This window comes from Pseudomonas inefficax (genome assembly GCF_032164165.1).
Classification (GTDB): domain Bacteria; phylum Pseudomonadota; class Gammaproteobacteria; order Pseudomonadales; family Pseudomonadaceae; genus Aquipseudomonas; species Aquipseudomonas inefficax.
This window is the reverse complement of the sequence record NZ_CP134401.1, coordinates 2,940,865-2,960,681: the sequence shown is the minus strand read 5'-3', so window position 1 is coordinate 2,960,681 and position 19,817 is coordinate 2,940,865. Positions and strand designations below refer to the sequence as shown.

At 57.7% G+C, this 19,817-nt stretch carries 15 protein-coding genes, 1 tRNA gene and 1 pseudogene; 13 read left to right on the top strand and 4 right to left on the bottom strand.

The window, feature by feature from the left end; genetic code table 11:
• The first annotated feature begins 437 nt into the window (after window positions 1-437).
• The 5 genes from RIN61_RS13210 (at window position 438) to RIN61_RS13190 (ending at window position 4,749) form a co-directional block, all read left to right on the top strand.
• Window positions 438-1,211, top strand: coding sequence for an ABC transporter ATP-binding protein (locus tag RIN61_RS13210; RefSeq protein ID WP_003255746.1), 774 nt, complete (start codon window positions 438-440; stop codon window positions 1,209-1,211).
• A gap of 11 nt (window positions 1,212-1,222) precedes the next feature.
• The gene (locus RIN61_RS13205) at window positions 1,223-1,978 is read left to right on the top strand and encodes an ABC transporter substrate-binding protein (RefSeq protein WP_075044342.1); all 756 of its coding nucleotides are present in this window, start codon (window positions 1,223-1,225) and stop codon (window positions 1,976-1,978) included.
• Window positions 1,979-2,032: 54 nt separating this feature from the next.
• A complete protein-coding gene (locus RIN61_RS13200) occupies window positions 2,033-2,725 on the top strand; it encodes an ABC transporter permease (protein WP_112251370.1) in 693 nt (230 codons plus the stop codon).
• Window positions 2,725-3,414, top strand: coding sequence for an ABC transporter permease (locus tag RIN61_RS13195; RefSeq protein WP_015268628.1), 690 nt, complete (start codon window positions 2,725-2,727; stop codon window positions 3,412-3,414). Before RIN61_RS13200 ends, RIN61_RS13195 begins: the two co-directional genes overlap by 1 nt.
• Window positions 3,415-3,543: 129 nt before the next feature.
• Window positions 3,544-4,749 (top strand): methyltransferase, encoded by a 1,206-nt coding sequence (locus RIN61_RS13190; RefSeq protein ID WP_313857527.1) that lies wholly within the window; start codon window positions 3,544-3,546, stop codon window positions 4,747-4,749.
• Window positions 4,750-5,113: 364 nt separating this feature from the next.
• Here RIN61_RS13190 and RIN61_RS13185 read toward each other — a convergent pair whose 3' ends face one another.
• Complete coding sequence (locus tag RIN61_RS13185; RefSeq protein ID WP_313857525.1) at window positions 5,114-5,404, bottom strand: DUF3077 domain-containing protein; 291 nt, start codon at window positions 5,402-5,404, stop codon at window positions 5,114-5,116.
• Window positions 5,405-5,983: 579 nt separating this feature from the next.
• Between RIN61_RS13185 and RIN61_RS13180 the strand changes: the two genes are divergently transcribed.
• The 5 genes and pseudogenes from RIN61_RS13180 to RIN61_RS13160 all read left to right on the top strand — a co-directional run bounded on the left by RIN61_RS13180 (window position 5,984) and on the right by RIN61_RS13160 (window position 12,973).
• A complete protein-coding gene (locus tag RIN61_RS13180; RefSeq protein ID WP_112251364.1) occupies window positions 5,984-6,232 on the top strand; it encodes a hypothetical protein in 249 nt (82 codons plus the stop codon).
• A gap of 98 nt (window positions 6,233-6,330) precedes the next feature.
• Window positions 6,331-6,406, top strand: a tRNA-Thr gene (locus RIN61_RS13175).
• A 163-nt stretch (window positions 6,407-6,569) separates the two neighbouring features.
• Entirely contained in the window at window positions 6,570-7,889 is a 1,320-nt protein-coding gene (locus RIN61_RS13170; RefSeq protein WP_313857523.1) for a tyrosine-type recombinase/integrase, read from the top strand.
• 929 nt (window positions 7,890-8,818) lie between these two features.
• A pseudogene (locus RIN61_RS13165) lies at window positions 8,819-9,050 on the top strand (integrase domain-containing protein); the annotation flags it as partial.
• Between the two features lie 194 nt (window positions 9,051-9,244).
• Window positions 9,245-12,973: an SIR2 family protein gene (locus tag RIN61_RS13160; RefSeq protein WP_313857520.1), complete on the top strand. Its 3,729-nt coding sequence runs from the start codon at window positions 9,245-9,247 to the stop codon at window positions 12,971-12,973.
• A gap of 385 nt (window positions 12,974-13,358) precedes the next feature.
• Here the strand turns inward: RIN61_RS13160 and RIN61_RS13155 are convergent, their stop codons facing one another.
• Together RIN61_RS13155 and RIN61_RS13150 are read right to left on the bottom strand one after the other, a co-directional pair.
• Window positions 13,359-13,832: a helix-turn-helix domain-containing protein gene (locus RIN61_RS13155; protein WP_061550697.1), complete on the bottom strand. Its 474-nt coding sequence runs from the start codon at window positions 13,830-13,832 to the stop codon at window positions 13,359-13,361.
• A 46-nt stretch (window positions 13,833-13,878) separates the two neighbouring features.
• Entirely contained in the window at window positions 13,879-14,232 is a 354-nt protein-coding gene (locus RIN61_RS13150) for a type II toxin-antitoxin system HigB family toxin (protein WP_215521031.1), read from the bottom strand.
• 177 nt (window positions 14,233-14,409) lie between these two features.
• On the opposite strand from RIN61_RS13150, the gene RIN61_RS13145 reads away from it, so the two are divergent.
• Entirely contained in the window at window positions 14,410-14,616 is a 207-nt protein-coding gene (locus tag RIN61_RS13145; RefSeq protein ID WP_112251351.1) for a DUF3079 domain-containing protein, read from the top strand.
• Window positions 14,617-15,063: 447 nt separating this feature from the next.
• On the opposite strand, the gene RIN61_RS13140 is transcribed toward RIN61_RS13145, so the two are convergent.
• Complete coding sequence (locus RIN61_RS13140) at window positions 15,064-17,361, bottom strand: TonB-dependent siderophore receptor (RefSeq protein WP_207879660.1); 2,298 nt, start codon at window positions 17,359-17,361, stop codon at window positions 15,064-15,066.
• Window positions 17,362-17,501: 140 nt separating this feature from the next.
• Here RIN61_RS13140 and RIN61_RS13135 point away from each other — a divergent pair, with 140 nt between their 5' ends.
• On the top strand, window positions 17,502-18,221 hold the full coding sequence (locus tag RIN61_RS13135) for a response regulator (RefSeq protein ID WP_313857499.1): 720 nt from the start codon (window positions 17,502-17,504) through the stop codon (window positions 18,219-18,221).
• A 1-nt stretch (window position 18,222) separates the two neighbouring features.
• Complete coding sequence (locus tag RIN61_RS13130; protein ID WP_313857608.1) at window positions 18,223-19,590, top strand: ATP-binding protein; 1,368 nt, start codon at window positions 18,223-18,225, stop codon at window positions 19,588-19,590.
• The last annotated feature ends 227 nt before the right edge of the window (window positions 19,591-19,817 follow it).

The following is a 19,817-nucleotide window of genomic DNA, read 5'->3' as shown; positions in this document are numbered from 1 at the left end:
ACTTACAAACGCACCAAAGGTGCTCCACGGTAACACCTGTGCACCAGCGCAATGCAGAAAAGTGCAACCGCGGGGTACAACTTCGAGATCTGGGCGGCCCCTTCGCGGGCGCGCCCGCTCCCACAGGTAAGGTGCAACCATTTCGGCTATTTACAGATGCAGTGGGAGCGGGCATGCCCGCGAATGGTCTAAAACCGCTTCCATGAGCGGGCCAAAGCTGGCACCATCGCGCCTTTTTTCATCAAGGCTCTGGTGCTGGGCGACACCTGCGCGGACATCCGCGCGACGTTGCGCTGCAGCGATGCGACAAACTGCCCCACCAGCGCCCCGAGTCCCCAGCAACCCTGTTGGCCGTGATAATGCCGCTATGCTAGCTTGGCGCACGCCAGGAAGGCCGCCAACAGCTGGGAACGCACCCGTACACATGAGGACCGCACATGGCTCAGGCCACGCCCGCGCTGGAAATCCGCAATCTGCACAAACGCTACGGCGAGCAGGAAATTCTCAAGGGCATTTCGCTGACCGCGCGCGACGGTGACGTGATCTCTATCCTGGGGTCGTCCGGCTCCGGCAAGTCCACCCTGCTGCGCTGCATCAACCTGCTCGAAAACCCGCACCAGGGCGAAATCCTGGTCGCCGGTGAAGCCCTCAAGCTCAAGGCCGCCAAGAACGGCGACCTGATCGCCGCCGACAACCGCCAGATCAACCGCCTGCGCAGCGAGATCGGTTTCGTCTTCCAGAACTTCAACCTGTGGCCGCACATGTCGATTCTCGACAACATCATCGAGGCGCCACGCCGCGTGCTCGGCCAGAGCAAGGCCGAGGCCATCGAAGCCGCCGAAGCCCTGCTGAACAAGGTGGGCATCTACGACAAGCGCCACAGCTACCCCGCCCAGCTTTCCGGTGGCCAGCAACAGCGCGCCGCCATTGCCCGTACCCTGGCCATGAAGCCCAAGGTCATCCTGTTCGACGAGCCAACTTCGGCACTCGACCCGGAAATGGTCCAGGAAGTGCTAAACGTTATCCGCGCATTGGCCGAAGAAGGCCGTACCATGCTGCTGGTGACGCACGAGATGAGCTTTGCCCGCCATGTGTCCAGTGAAGTCGTCTTCCTGCACCAGGGCCTGGTAGAAGAGCAGGGATCGCCGCAGCAGGTCTTCGAGAACCCGACCTCGGCGCGTTGCAAGCAATTCATGTCCAGCCACCGCTAACGGAGCAATACATGCACACTTACAAGAAGTTCCTCCTGGCAGCTGCTGCCACGCTGGTGATGTCGGCCAACGCCCTGGCCGCAGAAAAACTGCGCATGGGTATCGAAGCTGCCTACCCACCGTTCAACAACAAGGATGCCAGCGGTAACGTGGTCGGCTTCGACAAAGACATCGGCGACGCCCTGTGCGCCAAGATGAAAGTCGAGTGCTCGGTCGTCACCTCCGACTGGGACGGCATCATCCCGGCCCTGAACGCCAAGAAGTTCGACTTCCTGGTGTCGTCGCTGTCGATCACTGACGAGCGCAAGCAGGCCGTGGACTTCACCGAGCCGTACTACTCCAACAAGCTGCAGTTCATCGCGCCGAAAAACGTCGACTTCAAGACCGACAAGGCCTCGCTCAAAGGCAAGGTGATCGGCACCCAGCGCGCCACCCTGGCTGGCACCTGGCTGGAAGACAACTACGGTGACGACGTAGAGATCAAGCTGTACGACACCCAGGAAAACGCCTACCTCGACCTGGTTTCCGGCCGCATCGACGGCATCCTGGCCGACAAGTACGTGCAGTACGAGTGGCTGAAGAGCAAAGACGGTTCGAACTTCGAGTTCAAGGGCGAGCCGGTGATGGACAGCGACAAGATCGGCATTGCCGTGCGCAAGGGTGACACCAAGCTGCGCGACGACCTGAACAAGGCCCTGGCAGAGATCAAGGCCGACGGCACGTACAAGAAGATCAACGACAAGTACTTCCCGTTCAGCATCGAATGATCCGCCCCGACCGGCGCGCCCTTGCGGCGCGCCAGTCCCTAGAATGACCTGCCCATGAATATCGACCTGCACGGATTCGGTCCGGCCATGATGGCCGGCACCCTGATGACCGTAAAACTGGCGCTTTGCGCCTTGCTGCTGGGCCTGGTCCTGGGCCTGCTCGGCGCCCTGGCCAAGACTTCCACGATCAAGCCGCTGCAATGGCTTGGTGGCTTCTATTCCACCCTGGTTCGCGGCGTGCCCGAACTGCTCTGGGTACTGCTTATCTATTTCGGCACCGTGGGCTTGATGAATGCCCTGGGTGAAGCCCTTAACCTGCCTGGCCTGGAACTCAGCGCCTTCGCTGCGGGTGTGATTGCCTTGGGCCTGTGCTTCGGCGCCTATGCCACCGAGGTGTTCCGTGGCGCCATCCTGGCAATCCCCAAGGGCCACCGCGAAGCCGGCTTGGCGCTGGGCCTGTCCAAGGGCCGCATCCTGTCGCGGATCATCCTGCCGCAGATGTGGCGCATCGCCCTGCCCGGCCTTGGCAACCTGTTCATGATCCTGATGAAGGACACCGCCCTGGTGTCGGTGATCGGCCTGGAAGAAATCATGCGCCACGCACAAATCGGCGTGACCGTGACCAAAGAGCCGTTCACCTTCTACATGGTCGCGGCCTGCATTTACCTGAGCCTGACCGTCATTGCCATGACCGGCATGCACTTCATGGAAAAACGCGCCGCTCGCGGCTTTGCGAGGGCCGAATAATGAATTGGGAAGTCATCATCAAGTGGCTGCCACGCCTGGCCCAGGGCGCCACCTTGACCCTGGAGCTGGTGGCCATCGCGGTAGTTGCCGGGTTGATCCTGGCCATCCCGCTGGGCATCGCCCGCTCCTCGCGCCACTGGTACGTGCGCGCGGTGCCGTTCAGCTACATCTTCTTCTTCCGTGGCACGCCGCTGCTGGTGCAGCTGTTCCTGGTCTACTACGGCCTGGCGCAGTTCGACGCGGTGCGTTCGAGTTCGCTGTGGCCGTACCTGCGCGACCCGTTCTGGTGCACCGTGCTGACCATGACCCTGCACACTGCTGCCTACATCGCCGAGATCCTGCGCGGCGCGTTGCAGTCGATCCCCAAGGGTGAGATCGAGGCGGCACGGGCGCTGGGCATGTCGCGGGGCAAGACGCTGTTCTACATCATGCTGCCACGCGCCGCGCGCATCGGCCTGCCCGCGTACAGCAACGAAGTGATCCTGATGCTCAAGGCCAGCGCCCTGGCCAGTACCGTGACCCTGCTGGAACTGACCGGCATGGCCCGTACCATCATTGCCCGCACCTACCTGCCGGTGGAGATCTTCTTTGCCGCCGGGGTGTTCTACCTGGTGATCTCGTTCGTGCTGGTGCAGGGCTTCAAGCTGCTGGAGCGCTGGCTGCGCGTGGATGCCTGCCAAGGCCGCTGAGACCACTTAGCCTTCTTCGCGGGTAAACCCGCTCCCACAGGAACCCCACAGCCCTCAAGCTGTGCACTGTACCTGTTGTGGGAGCGGGTTCACCCGCGAAGAGGCCCTAAAACCCAACACACTTCTCCCATGCCCAACCACCTCCACAGCCCCCACCTAAGCACCCGCTTCCAGGCCCTCGACCAGTTCCTGATCGAGCACCAACAGCTGTGGAAACCCCGGCCCTTCACCACCCTGCAACTGGCCTGGGAAACCGCCCACCCCGAGCTTGCCGCCCACCTGCGCCAATGCTCCCTGGCAGACGCCGAAACCGAAAACGCCGCCGAAATCTTGCCCGCCCCGTTCCCGCAACTGGCCCAGCATGCCCGACAGCTTTCGGCCGTCGGCAGCCTTCCGGCAACCGACCTGCCCCCCGCCGCCCACCGCCTCGACGTCGCCGTCCCCGGCCGTAAATGGCAACAGATCGAAGCCTTCGCCAGCCACCTGGCCTTTCGCGAACAGCCCCATCATTGGCTGGACTGGTGCTCCGGCAAAGGCCACCTCGGCCGCCGCCTTCTGCAACCCGGTCAACACCTGACCTGCCTGGAATACGACGCCGAACTGGTCGTCGCCGGCCAGGCCCTGAGCGCGCACCACCACCTGCCGGCGCAACACGTGCACCAGGATGTGATGGCCAACGACAGCGCCCGCCACCTGGCTGGCGACAAAAGCGTGGTCGCCCTGCACGCCTGTGGTGACCTGCATGTGCGCCTGATGCAACTGGCCAGCCAGCAAGGTTGCCGGCAACTGGCCGTGGCGCCCTGCTGCTACAACCGCATCGCGGCGCAGCAGTACCAGGCGTTATCCACAGCCGCCCAAGCCTCCAGCCTGCGGCTGTCACTGGACGACTTGGGCCTGCCCTTGAGCGAAACCGTTACCGCCGGCGCCCGCGTGCGGCGCCAGCGCGACACCTCGATGGCTCGGCGCCTGGGCTTCGACCTGCTACAACGCCAGCAGCGCCAAACCGACGCGTACCTGCCGACCCCGTCACTACCCGTGGCCTGGCTGGAGAAGCCCTTCGAGCAGTACTGCGGCGACCTGGCCGACCTCAAGCAATTGCAGCTGACTGGCAACCCGGACTGGGCAGCCCTGGAAGCCGCCGGTTGGCAGCGCCTGGCCGAGGTCCGCAACCTTGAGCGCGTGCGCAACCTGTTCCGCCGGCCGCTGGAGCTGTGGTTGGTACTCGATCGTGCCCTGTTCCTCGAAGAACAAGGCTACAACGTGCGCCTTGGCCTGTTCTGCGACTACCCACTCACTCCACGCAACCTGCTCATCCTCGCCGAACGCGACTGTTAGCCGCAGCACAACCTGTGGATAACTCTGTGAACAAGCTTGTGATTACCTGTTGGATCCAAGCGCTATTTCAAGCGTTCGGCTTATTCCCGCTTGCACGCCAAGGCCAGTAAAAACAGGCGTTTGCGCAAAGACCAGCGGTGTAGCGGTCCGGCATGCCTTTCGCGCAAGTCGCCGATGCCACTTGTGCATAAACATTTCTTGTGGTTGGAGTTAGAGCTGCATACACGGTCTTTTGTAGGAGCGGCCTTGCGTCGCGAAAGGGCTGCAACGCAGCCCCGGCGATTCCTGAAACTGCATCGAAAATGGGGGCCGCCTTGCGGCCCATCGCGACACAAGGCCGCTCCTACACTGACCGCGTGAGCCTTCAGTGCGTCTTGTTCTTGGCAATCTCGATATCGTTCATCAGCGCCTTGGCCATGTCGCACAGATAATCGGCAGCGCCCAGGAATTTATGGTCATCCTCCATATCCCCCTCGCGCACCAGATGCTTGATGTAGCCCATCAGGATCGAGACATGCTCATAGGCAGCATCGACCGGGACACCGGGCTCGACGCGTAGCAGATTGAGGGATGGGTTACCGGCTGCGAGGAAGGTTTCCACGCCTGCGGTGGTGATTGGCTTGGGGCTGCGGGGATCAGTATCGATCGTTTTCAATTTTCAAACTCCTATATTCCTCAAGGAGTTACCGCCTTCATTCTTTCTCACGGAATAAAGGGCGGCAACCGTGCACGGGGTGAGAAACCGAGTGAATATAGGAAGCCTCGGCCAGACCGAAGTCTGCCCGCGCACGGTCGCCATACGGGGCCGCTAAATTCGTAATCGGGTTCTCACACCCGGTCGCCAGAGCGACCCGACAACGGTATCCGTGAGCCATTTCCCCGACAACAGCGATACTTCGGCGGCGCCCGTAGGATAGTTCCGAAGCATCCAAACGCTGAAGCCATTAGCCCCCTAGTTCAGAATCTTCGTACAGCTGATGGCCCTTTCGCGGGTAAACCCGCTCCCACAGGAATCTCACAAGGCTTGAGAACAGTGATATACCTGTGGGAGCGGGTTCACCCGCGAAGAGGCCTGAACAGGCAACAAAAAAGCTAAAGCTTCACCGCTGATCCCGCCCTACGGTGTATCATCCGCCCCCCAAATCATTAAAAAGTGACGTCGCGCGCTGCCCGCCAGCCCCGCGACCTTCTGGCGTTGCGCCAGAACCGACATGGACTAACGGACCCGACCATCGTGACCCAGACCAAGCCCCTCGCCCTGCTGACCCTTGCCCTGGCCCTGACCGGCTGCGCCAGCGGCACCGCGCCCCACCCCACCAGCAGCCTGGGCTGGAACCACCCCGCCATGCAGCTGGGCGGCGACAACGGCCTGCCCCTGCGCACCGAAAGCCCCTGCCGCAAGCGTGGCTGCGACAACGACAAGCTGTTCTTCAACCCGGGCAAAACCGAGCCGAGCGTCACCACCATCCATCGCGGCTGGTAGGAAAATTCTTCTTTCAGGTCGGTGACTTAGGTCATTTGCGAACATTCGCAACGAAGTGGTTTACAGGCGCCAACCGATCGTTATAATGACGCCCCATTGCCGGTATAGCTCAGATGGTAGAGCAACTGACTTGTAATCAGTAGGTCCCGGGTTCGATTCCTGGTGCCGGCACCATTCAAGGTTCCATAGAAAGCTTTCAAAATCTCTGGAACCCCCGAAAAACCCGCCTTCTGGCGGGTTTTTTCGTTTTGGCGTTCCGTCGGATTCCGAGGGTAGCCAGCGCTAATAAGGGTAGTTTTAAGGATAGAGGTCCGTTTCGATATCGGAGACTACCCTTATGGCCCGCACCACTGCCCCGCTCACAGACACCGCCTGTCGCACAGCAAAGCCCAGAGAGCGCGAGTACAAGCTCTTCGACGGCGACGGTCTTTACCTGCTTGTGCAACCCAACGGCCGCAAAGGCTGGCGGCTCAGGTACGTGAAACCCGATGGCCGCGAAGGCCTGACCGCCCTCGGCAGCTATCCGGTGGTCGGGCTGGGCGACGCACGCCGCAAGCGCTTCGAGATCAAGCAGCAGCTCGCCAACGGCATAGATCCCATCCAATCCAAGCAACAAGCCAAGACCCAGGCCGTGATCAACGGGCGGACCTTCGAAAGCGTTGCGCTCGACTGGCATGCGAGCATGGTGCCGAAATGGGCACCCAGCCACGCCAAGACAGTGCTCAGCCGCTTGAAGACCCACGTCTTCCCTCTACTTGGTGCCAGGGCAATCGTTGAGCTCGACACTCACGACCTCATGCAGCCACTGGAGGCCGTGACGAAGCGCGGCACCATCGACGTGGCGCTCAGGATCAAGAACTACCTGCAAAGCATCATGCGTGAAGCCAAACGGCTGCGACTGATCACGGCGAACCCGGCTCACGACCTTGATGGTTCGATAAAGACTCCTCGGGTAACTCACCGACCCGCACTACCCCTATCGCGGCTCCCAGAGCTATTGGCATGCATCGAGGACTACAGAGGTCGCCCGCTCACGCGCCTCACGGTGATGCTATCGCTGCACGTGTTTGTACGCTCCAGCGAACTGCGCTTCGCACGCTGGAACGAGTTCGACCTCAATCGCGGCATCTGGGAGATCCCCGACACCCGCCCGGCGCTGGACGGTGTGCCCTTTTCCACAAGGGGTACAAAGATGGCCGGGGACATTCACGTTGTACCCTTATCGCCGCAGGCAGTGGCCTTGCTTGAGCAGATCCACGCGATCACCGGCAAGTTCGAGCTGGTGTTCGCGGGAGATGCCAAACCGTGGAAACCGATGTCCGAGAATACGGTGAATGCCGCGCTCAGGACGATGGGCTACGACACCAAGGTGGATATCTGCGGCCACGGGTTCCGAGCTATGGCGTGCAGTGCGCTGGTCGAGTCTGGGCTGTGGTCGGAGACGGCCATCGAGCGGCAGATGAGCCACAAGGAACGCAACAACGTGCGGGCCGCTTATACCCACAAGGCCGAATTCCTCGAAGAGCGCCGGATGATCATGACCTGGTGGAGCCGGTTTCTGGAGGCGAACCGCGAGGACCATGTGACGCCGCATGAGTTTGCCAAGCAGACGGGCGAGAACGTCACGCGGCTTCGCAGTGCCAAGAGGACCGAGTAACCCGCCGCACCACCCCCTCAAACTCGCTGTGAAGTTACCCACAGCACCGCATGAAGCTCCTCCGCGCGGGTCCTTTCAAACGGGGCTGCAAAGCCGCCCCGTTTGAAAGGACCATACCTAAGAAAAAAACCGCAGGCACAGCGTACGTCTGTGGAAAACCACTGATGTCCACCGGGGATAGTTTTATCCACAGGCGCTAAATCCCTGAAATCGCTTTGCTTGACGAACATTGTCCACAGGCGTAGACCGGGAGTTGCAAGCGCTGTCGATGACAGCACCCCAGGTGACCCGAACCTTAAAGGTCACGCCGCTCCCGCGGTGGTTCTCCCCAAGGGCGATTAGCATTCGGCAGCTCGCCCGGTCACCTCCCCGGTGATGGATGCTCTTTCACATATGGCGCTCGTGCGCCAGATACACCGTACCTCGCTGCCCTGCAGCAACCTATCCACTTGGCCGAATATTGCGCCAACCTGTGCCCGTCTCTTTCTTCTGGAAAGAGACGGGCACTTCTACCACTGCTGCAGCCCTGATCGCACAAGGCTTTGCGGCAATCCCCCTTGTGACAATCGGCGTGACAAACGCCGATGTCACCAGCAACAGCGCTGTAGATGATGGTGCCGCAAACCAAGGAATGGACCGCACCTGACTGACAGTCAGGCATGCCCCGGTCATCGCATCGCTGTGTTCACCCGGCTCAGGATCTCGCGGCACTGGTCTCGTCAGCCATTGCAGCCTCCACCCGCCCACCGGTAACGGTGCTCAGGAGGCCAGATCATGAGATACCCTTGCTCTTGGTCGCAAAGAGCCGCCAGTCCCGCGTTAGAGGGCATCCCCACAGGTCGCAGGGGCCTTGATCCCTGATAACACTCAGCATTCTTGGCGGGATGACGTGGGGCGAGGATTGGAGAACGGGCTATGAGGTGATCGACATGGTATTTGTGGGTAGATGGGATGGCCGCAATTTCGGCTATGGCAGACAGTTGAGCTACGCAGGGCCGCAGTTGCTGAAAGACATGTCTGGCTGTGGCCACTATGGCACGATCAAAGCGCACTCTGATCGTTGGGTGAAACTCGTGAATGTGGTGCAGCTCCGAAGAGAGCGCGCGGCAGATTAATCAGGAGATGTTGGTGGATAACACAACGTATCTGCGCGGTCTGGTAAATCGCAAATCTACAGAACCTCAGAGTTTAAGGGGCGGCGATCGGTTTTCTCCGGATTCCGTACAAAGCCTAGAATGTTCTGAGCGATTAAGTTATGAGGACTTTTCTACCGTAAAATCAAACACAGAGGATCTCTGTCACATCACTCTATCCAGGAGCTCTGGTTTGCTTCCCTATGGATTTCTTATTAACTCGTGCGTGCTACGTGGATCGTAATTGACACCGGCCTGGCAATTTACAATCAAGGAACCGATGAGCACCGGGCGATTAAAAGCCATCATATTTTTGTTAACTTTACACTCAACAAATTCTTAAATCATTGGTTTAGCATGATGACAAACTTAAAAAAAATACTGGCTCAACCAGACACGATTATATTTATCGGATCTGGAATTTCACTATGGTCTGGTCTCCCAACATGGTCGGGGATGATAGAAGAGCTTGCAAAATTTTTGGAGAGAGGTGCTGGAGGCGCGGAATTAGTAAGGGCCGAAGCGAAAAAGGGCGATTTACTGCAAGCAGCAAGCTATGGTTTCGACAAACTTACAAAGCAACAAATTGGCGAATTTATACGTGAGGCGTGTCGTTATGGCAGAGCAAGGCCTCATGAAATCCACCATAAAATAGTATCGTTAGGCCCGCGCTGCTTCATCACCACCAACTATGACGACTTAATTGAACAAAGCTTAAGGGAGTGGCAGCCAGATAGATTCTATCGCCCACCCGTTACAAATAGACACCTGACTGAAACCGCGGAAATTGTGCATGCTAGATCCATAGACTTTATATTCAAACCGCATGGGGATGCTGCTGACAGTGAAAGCATCATCTTAACAAGGGAGCAATATAGACGATTATTGCCCCAGGGTGAAAATCAAGCAGCACTAGAATCTGTAAAAATGTTACTCGCAAGCAGGCCCGTCCTGTACTTAGGATTCGGACTTCGTGACCCAGATTTTATATATGTTAGGGACTTGCTGGCCAACACTTACAAAGGAGGAATCCGTGATCACTATGCAATTATGGCAGATGTCCAAGAACAAGAAATCGACTATTGGAGAAGAAATTATGGCATTCATCTTTTAGGCTACAACACGGCTGAACAAGCAGACGGGGCAAAAGATCACTCACCGCTACTCACATTGCTGGACAGCTTCTTAGAACGTCCTACTACACAAAGCATTTCGACATTCAATCCAAACTCTGCTGATGTACTTCTTGCATTAGCTCGGCACGCAGCGGTTTTGGGTAGGTACTCCATTTGTCATCCTGAGCTCCCTATCCGCGTAAACCTTGATCGTGAACAAAAAAAATTGGCTGCAACTGAAGTCCGACGTTTCGACTATGGTTTGGTTGAAAAACTGCTCGACTCTGGGCCAGAGCGCCTGGTGCTAACAGGGCTGCCTGGCGCAGGAAAAACATATTCTCTACATAGGGCGGCGGCTAGACTAGCTGACCAACTCAATGAAATTTGCCTTTCAGACTCTTTCAATAAAGAAAGCATCACCATACCGATAATTGTCGACTTAAAATTTTACAAAGGAGACTTGAACGCTCTTATAAGCCAAATATTACCAGAGGGATTACCATTCCAAGACCTGATCAAATCATATAAAGTCAAAATATTTATCGATTCATTTAACGAAATGCCTAGAGAGTACCTGGAGAGCGCTTCCTATGAGGCTGACTTTTTAAGCTTCATCTCAGCAATAGGTCAGTCATCATTAATAATTGGATCTCGAACAACCGATGGACTGTCTCGACTAGAGCTACCAAGCTTCCATCTAGATCAAATCGAAAGAAAAGCAATAGAAAGAGAACTAATACGTTTAGGCATAAACTTTGAAGGTAGATTTAGCAATGAGATATTTGACTTAGCTCAAAGACCTTTCTACTTTCAGCACATTATCTCAGGACGGATAAACCTACCTAAAGAAGCGCACCCTAGAGATTTCTATAGATGCTTTTTTGACAAACTCAGAAGTGCATTCTTTGTACGATTTGATTTAGATTTTGATATTGAAAAAGCCCTTTCAAATACAGCTTATGCAGCCCTCGACAAAGGCTCAGAAGCATTCCTTATCTCACTACTTATAGGGGAACTAAGCGCTCTACTACCCATGAACTGTAGAGTTACTCCAATGGAGTTAATCAACTGGCTAGTCTCAGAATCCATTTTAATTCCATACTCTAAGGGCAGAATCGGTTTCGTTCATCAGTCTATCACTGAGTACTTAGCTGCAACGGAGTTAGCCAGGCGCTACGAATCTGACCCCCGAGAACTAAAAGAAAAGCTTGCTCTAAGAAGATGGGACCAAGCATTATTTCTGGCTTTGAGTTTCCTTTCTAATCTCCAGGCAAAAGATTTTATAGATGACGTTGTGAGAGCCGATATGACTCTTGCGATCAATGCATCTAAATATATAGAATCTGGCCGCGATGAAGTTGTCCTTGCTCTACTCAATAAACTATACGAACTGAAAGTTATCGGCAACGAATTTAGTGGCCGCATTGATCATGCACTTGCACTTGGGGTACAAGCCTCAGAGGTGCATGAAACTATAATTCGAAAATTTATTGATTTTGGAAGCACTTTAGGCGGTGCTGCTGTTTGCCTTCTACTCTCAATTAAAGGGGCAGAGGTCAAGCAGGAAGTAATTCATATGCTTTACGAGCGCAGAGGGGACTTTAACTTCGGCCTGAGAATCGGAGACATTCTCGCTCCACATATCACTGAAGAAGACTCTTCATTAATAGCTAGCTTGGCCGACTTAATTCAAAGCGAGACCGAATCAAATCCAGAACTTGATGAAGATAGCTATAGCGGATTCATATATGCCACTGGGAAACTTCTATCAAAACTAGAACTCCCAGCATTGGCGCGCTCTTTCTCGTTGGAAACCAAAGAGCTCGTAAGAAATCCATTTCGGGCAAAACTCCTATGCAAAATTCTTGGCGACAATATTTCCACAGAAGCGCTTTTATATGCAGGGGATTTGTTACTAAACGGCATTGATGAAGCTGCTTCTACGATGGCTAAAATTGCGGTCTTTTCTGATGACGAAGATAATATTTGCTGGGATGGATTAAACTATAAGCATGCAGCACGGCTTCAAGATCTGATAGGAAAGTTTCTGGTTCCTAAGGCTCTACAGGCACTTTGCCGAGAACGCTCAGACATTGCGACATATATTAAGACTAGAGCTCAAGAAAATGAAGGCTTGCTGAAGGCCCTTCTACTTCATTGTGCCAACCCCAAAGATATGGCTCCTGTTTTCTCCGAGCTGGAAAGAATTGCAGCTCTTGAAATCAAAGAGCGTGAAGGTATGTCTTTTGATTTACTTACTAGCATAGACATTGATTGGCAAGGGCACGAATCGCTTTTTGTTAAATTGCTTAAGCTAAGAGACGTTAATCTAACCAACGAACTTCTGGGAAGCTCCATCCCTGTGCACATTAAAAACTTAGGAATCTTAGAATTAGGCGATATAAGATGGTGGCTCGAATGGATGCGGGATGAGGATGAGTCTGCCAAGGATGTCAAATATTGGTTTTTGGCCAAGCTCGGTGACGTTTTAGGTCACTACATTAGCAAGCACACCAGGGCTGCTTTTTTGGAAGAATTCAATCAAAGATCAGAATTCCGCAGGTTAATTTATAAGTTCATAATCCCGAGAATGGATGTAACGACTGATGAAATTGGCAGTGAGGCTACATCATTTTTACTGGCGGAACTGTCACGAGGAAAAATTCGACCTTGGTCGAGAGACAACATACTAGGGGCAGCAGCAACTGAAGGTTTTATTGCAGAGCGATTAATGCCTTTATTAATTAATGCACAGGAACCACTTAAAGGTAACCTTTTACTTATTTTAGAGCTGGCAGGTACTAGGCATGGGCGCCGCTATCTTGTAGAAAGCTGAATTCTGACGATAGTACTGGGTCGCACAAATAAAATTATGCACTATGAACCACCACTGACTCTTATTTCTGATCAGTTAGTTATTTACTTTTTAGAGGCCCAGCAACCGAAAATTTCAGACCTCAAACCAGAGAGGCGTTGCCACTAATGGTGGCGCCTCCAGCCACCACTCATAATTTGGCTTTTTATATCTATGGTGGACAGTCCAGTGTCAAAGGATAGCTTTAGAGATATAGATCAACATTCAATAATAAAAATTGTTTTAAAATATATACTTAGGGGAAATTTCGACTCCTGGTGCCGCACCATACGCAGTATCAAAAAAGGCTCACCGAAAGGTGGGCCTTTTTTGCTTTCTGTGTCCCGTCCCAGCGCCCCTACCGATTTCAAACCACCCCATGCATGAAAAATTCAACCGGTACGCTGAAAAACTCAGCAAAGCCTTTTATCTGGGCAACCGTCATCTTCCGCTTGTTGTTCAAAATCTCTGAAACCGCGCTCTGAGTTGCTATCGAGGCAAGGTCCTTCTGCTTCACCCCCCTGTCCGACAGCAGGAAGGCCAACGCTTCGGCTTGGCTCGCAAACGGCACGAGTACCGACTCACTCTCATACTCGTAGACACGATCCGCCACCATCTCCGCAAAGCGCGCTGCTGCGTGACCTTCGCTGTCGGCATGCGAGTAAAGCTCATCGATCAATGCCATTCGCGCCTGGAGCTCAGCATCGTCCTTGATGGGGTCATGGCAGGCAGCAAGAAGCTGGGCCATGGTTGCCATTTGGGCGTTCAGGCCATCCAGCATGGGTGAAATATTAGCGATGAAGGCATCTAGTCCATTGGCTTCGATTTTATCCCGCTTCATGGTTGTCACCTGTCGAATCGGTAGGTTTTGGGCAAGTGCCAGGCGGCTACCTGACATCGCTCTTGCACCACTTGTCGTACTCCGCGTGCGACAGAATGGCCTTGATATAGAGGGTGCCCGTTCGTGTGTTGAGCCATGCGATCAGACGGCATTCGTTTTTCTTGATATCGAACACATAGACATCAAGCGGCCCTTTTCGGCTGGAGGGCCTGAGTTTTGAACAAGGAATGCGGTCAACGTTCCAGCCAGAGGCGGTAGACCACGTATCCCTTCGCTGCTCAAAAGACTCGAAGCGCAGCGTCGCCCTATCAAAGGTCGTGAGCCACAGGCTCAGGGGGGCTTTCCACTGGGCGTGAGCTTCGATGGCTTTGGTAACCGCCGCTTTCGTAATCACTCGCATCGTGTTGTCTCGGCGTACCAAGGTGCCTACAAATTATTCCGGATCCAGATATCTGTCAAGCAGATATCTGGATCCGGAATATGCGCTCCGCTGAGGGTCACCTGGATATTGATGTCGATCAAGCTGAATAGCGGGCCGAGGTATAGGTTTGGGACATAGTCCTGAGGGAAGCTGACCATGGCCAAGAAGTTCCCCACAAACCCCAGCCACCCGGAGCGCATCTGCTGGGGCTGCGACCTGTATTGCCCGGCCAAGGCATTGGCCTGTGGCAATGGGGCGAGTCGCACCATGCACCCGGTGGAACTGTTTGGTGAGGACTGGGACAGTTTCGAGGATCGGCTGGAGAAGCCGGTTGATCGCGAGCAAGGGACTGGCCCTAGGTGAAATAGGGCAGCTTTACGGCCCATAGCCGGCAAGCCAGGCTCTCATAGAGCTGGACATAACTCATTGAATTAGCAGGGGCCTTGTGGGAGCGGCTTTAGCCGCGAACAGCGGCGCAGCCGGTGGCATGCACCGCGTTGGATTCTTCGCGGCTAAAGCCGCTCCCACAGGGTACGCGGATTGCTTGCAATTTCAGTTATCTACGCGACAGCGCAGCCCAAAGGGCTGGGCCATCTACCACAGGTACAGCGCATGGTTTGAGCCTGGCGCCGCCCCAGCGAATCAGGTGCTGTGGTGGATGGCACGGGCTTCGCCCGTGTTCGCGGGCGCGCCCGCTCCCACAGGGATCGCGCCACCTGTTAGAAATTGAGCAAGGCAGTTGCTCCCAAAGTAGCGGTGGGAGCCCGGCTTGCCGGCGATGGGCTGCGCAGCAGCCCCAGGTGCGTTTGATCAGAACGCTGTGCTGACCGTCAGCGACAGGTTGCGTGGGTCACCATAAATCGCCCCGGCATAGAACCCATAGCGGGTGTAGTAATGCTTGTCGAAGAGGTTGTTGGCGTTGAGGCTGACGCTGGTGTCGTCGGTCAGCTGGTATTTGGCCATGGCATTCCAGATGGCATAACCGGACCAGTTCACATCAGTGGCACCGGTGCTCACACCATTGCTCGGCTGGCCCGCCGGGCTGGAGATTGCGCGGATGTTGCTCTGCGCAGTCACCCCGGCGCCCAGGGTCAGGCGGTCGAGCGGGCCGGAAAGGCGGTAGGTGGTCGAGGCCTTGAACAGGTGCGATGGGTCGCTGCGGCCGTCGCTGTCGACGCGGCGGAAGTGCAGGTAGGTGTAGCCGGCGTACACGTTCCAGCTGGGGGTCAGGGCGCCGGCGATTTCCAGGTCGATACCGTCGGTTTCCTGGCCGGAACCGGCTTTGTAGGCGTCGCCACCGGTGGGCGTGGTCAGGTCGCCGTCGAGCACTGCCTTGTTTTCCTGCTTGGTGCGGAAGTACGCCGCCGAGGCGTTCAAGCGGCCATCGAACCACTCTCCCTTGATACCCGTCTCGTAGCTTTGCCCGCGAATCGGCTCGACCTTGCTGCCGCTGCTGGTTTCAGCGGTTTGCGGGGTGAAGATGTCGGTGTAGCTGGCGTACAGCGAGTAGTTGTCGTTGAGGTCGTACACCGCGCCCAGGTACGGGGTGACGATGCCGTTTTCTTCCTGGCTGGTACGTGCGCCAGCCACGCTGCGGGTGGTGGCCGAGTAGTTGCTGGTGCGCACGCCGAGGATGACCGACAATGGGTCGGTGATGCTCAGGCGGGTTGCCGCGTACATGCCCTGCAGGCGGGTGGTGGTCTTGCTGTGGCGGCCGGTGCGCGAGGCGATGATGTTGTAGTCGTCATCCACGCCATTGTGCCAGTCGGTCAGCGGGAAGCCGTTGTTGGCGCGGAACTGGCACCCCAGCGCAGGCGCACTGGCCATGCCGTCGCCAACCATGGTGCAGGTGTATTCCGGTGACCAGGCCACGGTGCGGCTGTCGTTGTAGCCGACCATCGCCTGGTGGCTACGGCCGAACAGCTGGAACGGGCCGGACAGGTCGATCTGCGCCGATTGCTGGGTGGTGTCGGTGGAGCTGTGCAGGCCGTTGAGCACGGCACCGCTGCCATCCTGGTCCCAGTAGCCGCCGTAACTGCCTCGGCCCGCCGAGTTGACCTTGGCCAGGCCGCGGTGGTTGAGGGTTTCGGCGGTGCTCTGGGCGGCTTTCAGGTCCAGCGTCCAGTCGTTGTCGAAGCGGTGCTCCAGCGAGCCGAACGCGGTGCGGGTGGTGTACTCGCCAAAGCTCCAGCTGGGTACCACGTTGGTGCTGCGCGGCAGGTCGGTCTTGCTGCCATCGCGGTACCAGATCGGGATGTTCGCGCCCCAGCCACCGCCGACAATCTTGTTGTACTCGTACTGGTAGCCGGCACCGAGGGTGGTGGCGTCGTCCAGGTCGAACTCGAAGTTGGCCAACGCGGCGCGGGAGCGCTCGGACTGGTTGTCGCGGAATGAGTTGGCGTCCTGCTGGGTCATCACGAAGCGCGAACGCAGGCGGCCGTCTTCGGACAGCGGCAGGTTGAGGTCGGCGCCCAGGCGGCGTTTGTCCCAGCTGCCGTAGGTGGCATAGGCGCTGCCGCCGAACGTCCTGGTCGGCGCCTTGCGGATCAGGTTGACGGTGGCCGACGGGTCGCCGGTACCGCCCAGCAGGCCATTGGCGCCGCGCACGATGTCGATGCGCTCGTAAAGGTCCATGTTCAGCGCGTTGCCGCCACCACTGAAGTCGGAGCCACCCTGGAACTGCAGGCCATCGACCTTCCAGTTGCTGATCGAGTAACCACGGGCACGGTAGTCGGTACGCCCGCCCACTTCGGACTTGCTCGCGGTCACACCTGGGGTGGTTTCCAGCGCTTGCTCGATGGTGTGGATGTCGCGGTCATCCATCTGCTGGCGGGTAATGGTGGTGACCGACTGCGGCGTCTGGCGCGGCGTCAGCGCCAGGCCGGTGGAGCTGCGGGTGCTTTCGACCGTGTAACCCAGCTGGCCGGCTTCGTCGGCAGGCAGCAGGGCGCTGTCTTCGATCTGCGTGGCGTCCAGCTCCAGGGGCTTGCTGTCGGCAGCCATCGCGCCACCGCTGACGGCCACGGCAATGAACAGGGCCAGCGGTTTGAGGCGCGTGCCGCCTCGGCTGATGGAGGAGAAGGCGTTCGGGGTGCTCTCGGAGTTCATTTGGGAAGGCTTCGTATTTGCAGATGATTTTTTGTTAGGATTCTAGGGATCGGTCCCCCGGGCTCCAGACCCGGCTTGTACGGGGATGTAATCGAACGTAACGAGCGCCACCGGCCCTCACCGAACAGGTGTTTTTCTGCATGAGCACAACTTTGCTTGTTGTCGACGATGACGACGAGATTCGCGAACTTCTTTGTGATTACCTGACAGATGCCGGCTATAACGTGCTGGCAGCAGCTGACGGCGAGCAGATGCGCGAGCAACTGGCCCGGCACAAGGTGGAGCTGGTGGTGCTCGACCTGATGCTGCCCGGCGAGGACGGCCTCAGCCTGTGCCGCCAGTTGCAAGCCACGCCCGGGCTGGCGGTAATCATGCTGTCGGCCAAGGGCAGCACGCTGGACCGCATCATCGGCCTGGAAGTGGGTGCCGATGACTACCTGGCCAAGCCGTTCGAGCCACGCGAGCTGATCGCCCGGATCAAGGCCGTGCTGCGCCGTCCGCAACGCCTGGATGCGCCCGCCGCAGAGCCGGTAGAAGATGCCCAGCTGTTCGCCGGCTTCCGCCTGGAACACATGAAGCGCCTGCTCACCCGCCCCGATGGCCAGATCCTGACCTTGCCCCGCTCCGACTACCGCGTACTGCGCGAACTGCTGGAAGCCAACAACCGTGTGGTGTCCCGCGACCAGCTGACGCGCAGTGCGTTCGGCCGCGACCACCTGCCCGACGACCGTTCAGTGGACATGTGCGTCAGCCGCTTGCGCCAGCACCTGCGCCACGCGCCGGCGGGTGCCGCGCAAATTCTCACCATCCGCAACGAAGGCTATTTGCTGAGCATCGCCGCCAACGGGGCCGATGCCTGACATGCGCTGGCTGCGCCGGTTGTGGCCACGCACATTGTTCGGCCAGCTGCTGCTGATAATGGTCAGCGGCACCGTGCTGGTCCAGTTGATGTCCAGCAGCATCTGGTTCGATGTGCGTTTTGCCCAGGTACTCGAGGCCCCTGTCCGGCTCATCGCCGCACGCAGCGCGCCGTTGATCGCCCAGGCTGACTGCCGCGCCGGTGCACTGCAGGCGCCAGCGCATTACCAACTGCGTTGCAGCGAAGCCCAACCCACGCCTGTGCAGGACGAACGTCGCGGGCGCAGGCGTGTCGAGCTGTTGCTGCACCAGGCCCTCGAGTACGAGTTGGGGCATGCCCAGGACGTGCGCCTGATCAAGGTGCAATTGACCGATGAACAGGGCCAGCCGATCGTCTGGCGCAGCCTGTTCGGCCTGCGCACCGCCCAGGCGCATCTGCAGTTCGCGGTGCCGTTGGCCGATGGGCACTGGCTGACCATCGAGGGCCAGGAACTGCAAGGCTGGAGCGGCGAGTCGGCCTGGGTGCTGATCAGCGATTATCTGTTGCGGGTGTACGCGCTGCGCATCGTCGCGGTATTGCTGGTGTGCCTGATCGCCGTGCGCCTGTGCCTGCGCCCGTTGCGGCGCCTGGCCGATGCCGCGCGCGGCCTGGGCAGCAACCTCGAGCAGCCGCCCTTGGCGCTGGATGGCCCGGAGGAAGTGCGCCAGGCCGCACAGGCCTTCAACGCCATGCAGCAGCGGCTGATCGCGATGGTCAACGACAAGGCTTACTTCCTGGCCGCCGTGTCCCACGACCTGCGCACCCCGCTGACGCGCATGCGCCTGCGCCTGGAGCGCCTGCCGGACGACGAACACCGGCAGCGCCTGCGGCAGAACATCACGCAGATGGACGACATGATCGGCCAGGTACTCGATTACCTGCGCGCGGGGGAGCAGCAGAACTTGCAGCAGGTAGACCTGAACCGGCTGGTGGTGCGCCAGTGCGCGGAGCTGGCCACTGCCGAAGAGCCGCTGCCGGTGCATGGCCGGGCGGGCAGCCTGCGGGTCGATGCCCTGCTGCTGCAGCGCTGCCTGCAGAACCTGCTGGTCAATGCGTTGCGTTATGCCAAAGAGGTTTCGGTCACGCTGGAACAGGCGACCACGGGGGTGTTCATCCATGTCGATGACCGCGGGCCGGGGATTGCGCCGAGCCTGCTGGCGACCATCATCGACCCGTTCGTGCGCGGTGAGGGGTCACGCAACCAGGCTTCCGGGGGGTATGGGCTGGGGTTGAGTATTGCTCAGCGGATTGCCACCAGCCATGGGGGCGAGTTGCTGCTGGCGAACCGCGAGGGGGGTGGGTTGCGGGTTAGCGTGTTATTGCCTCGCTAACACCTTTTTGTGGGAGCGGCCTTGTGTCGCGAAAAGGCTGCGTAGCAGACCCAGCGATCTTCGCTATGGCTGCGAATTCTGGGGCTGCTGCGCAGCCCTTTCGCGACACAAGGCCGCTCCCACATGGACCGCATCGGCCTTGAGCCATGTACAGAGCCCTACATTCAAGTAACAGTCTTTTACCGATTACCCAGGTTTTCCCCTCCCCACCTTTGCCTATCCTAGGC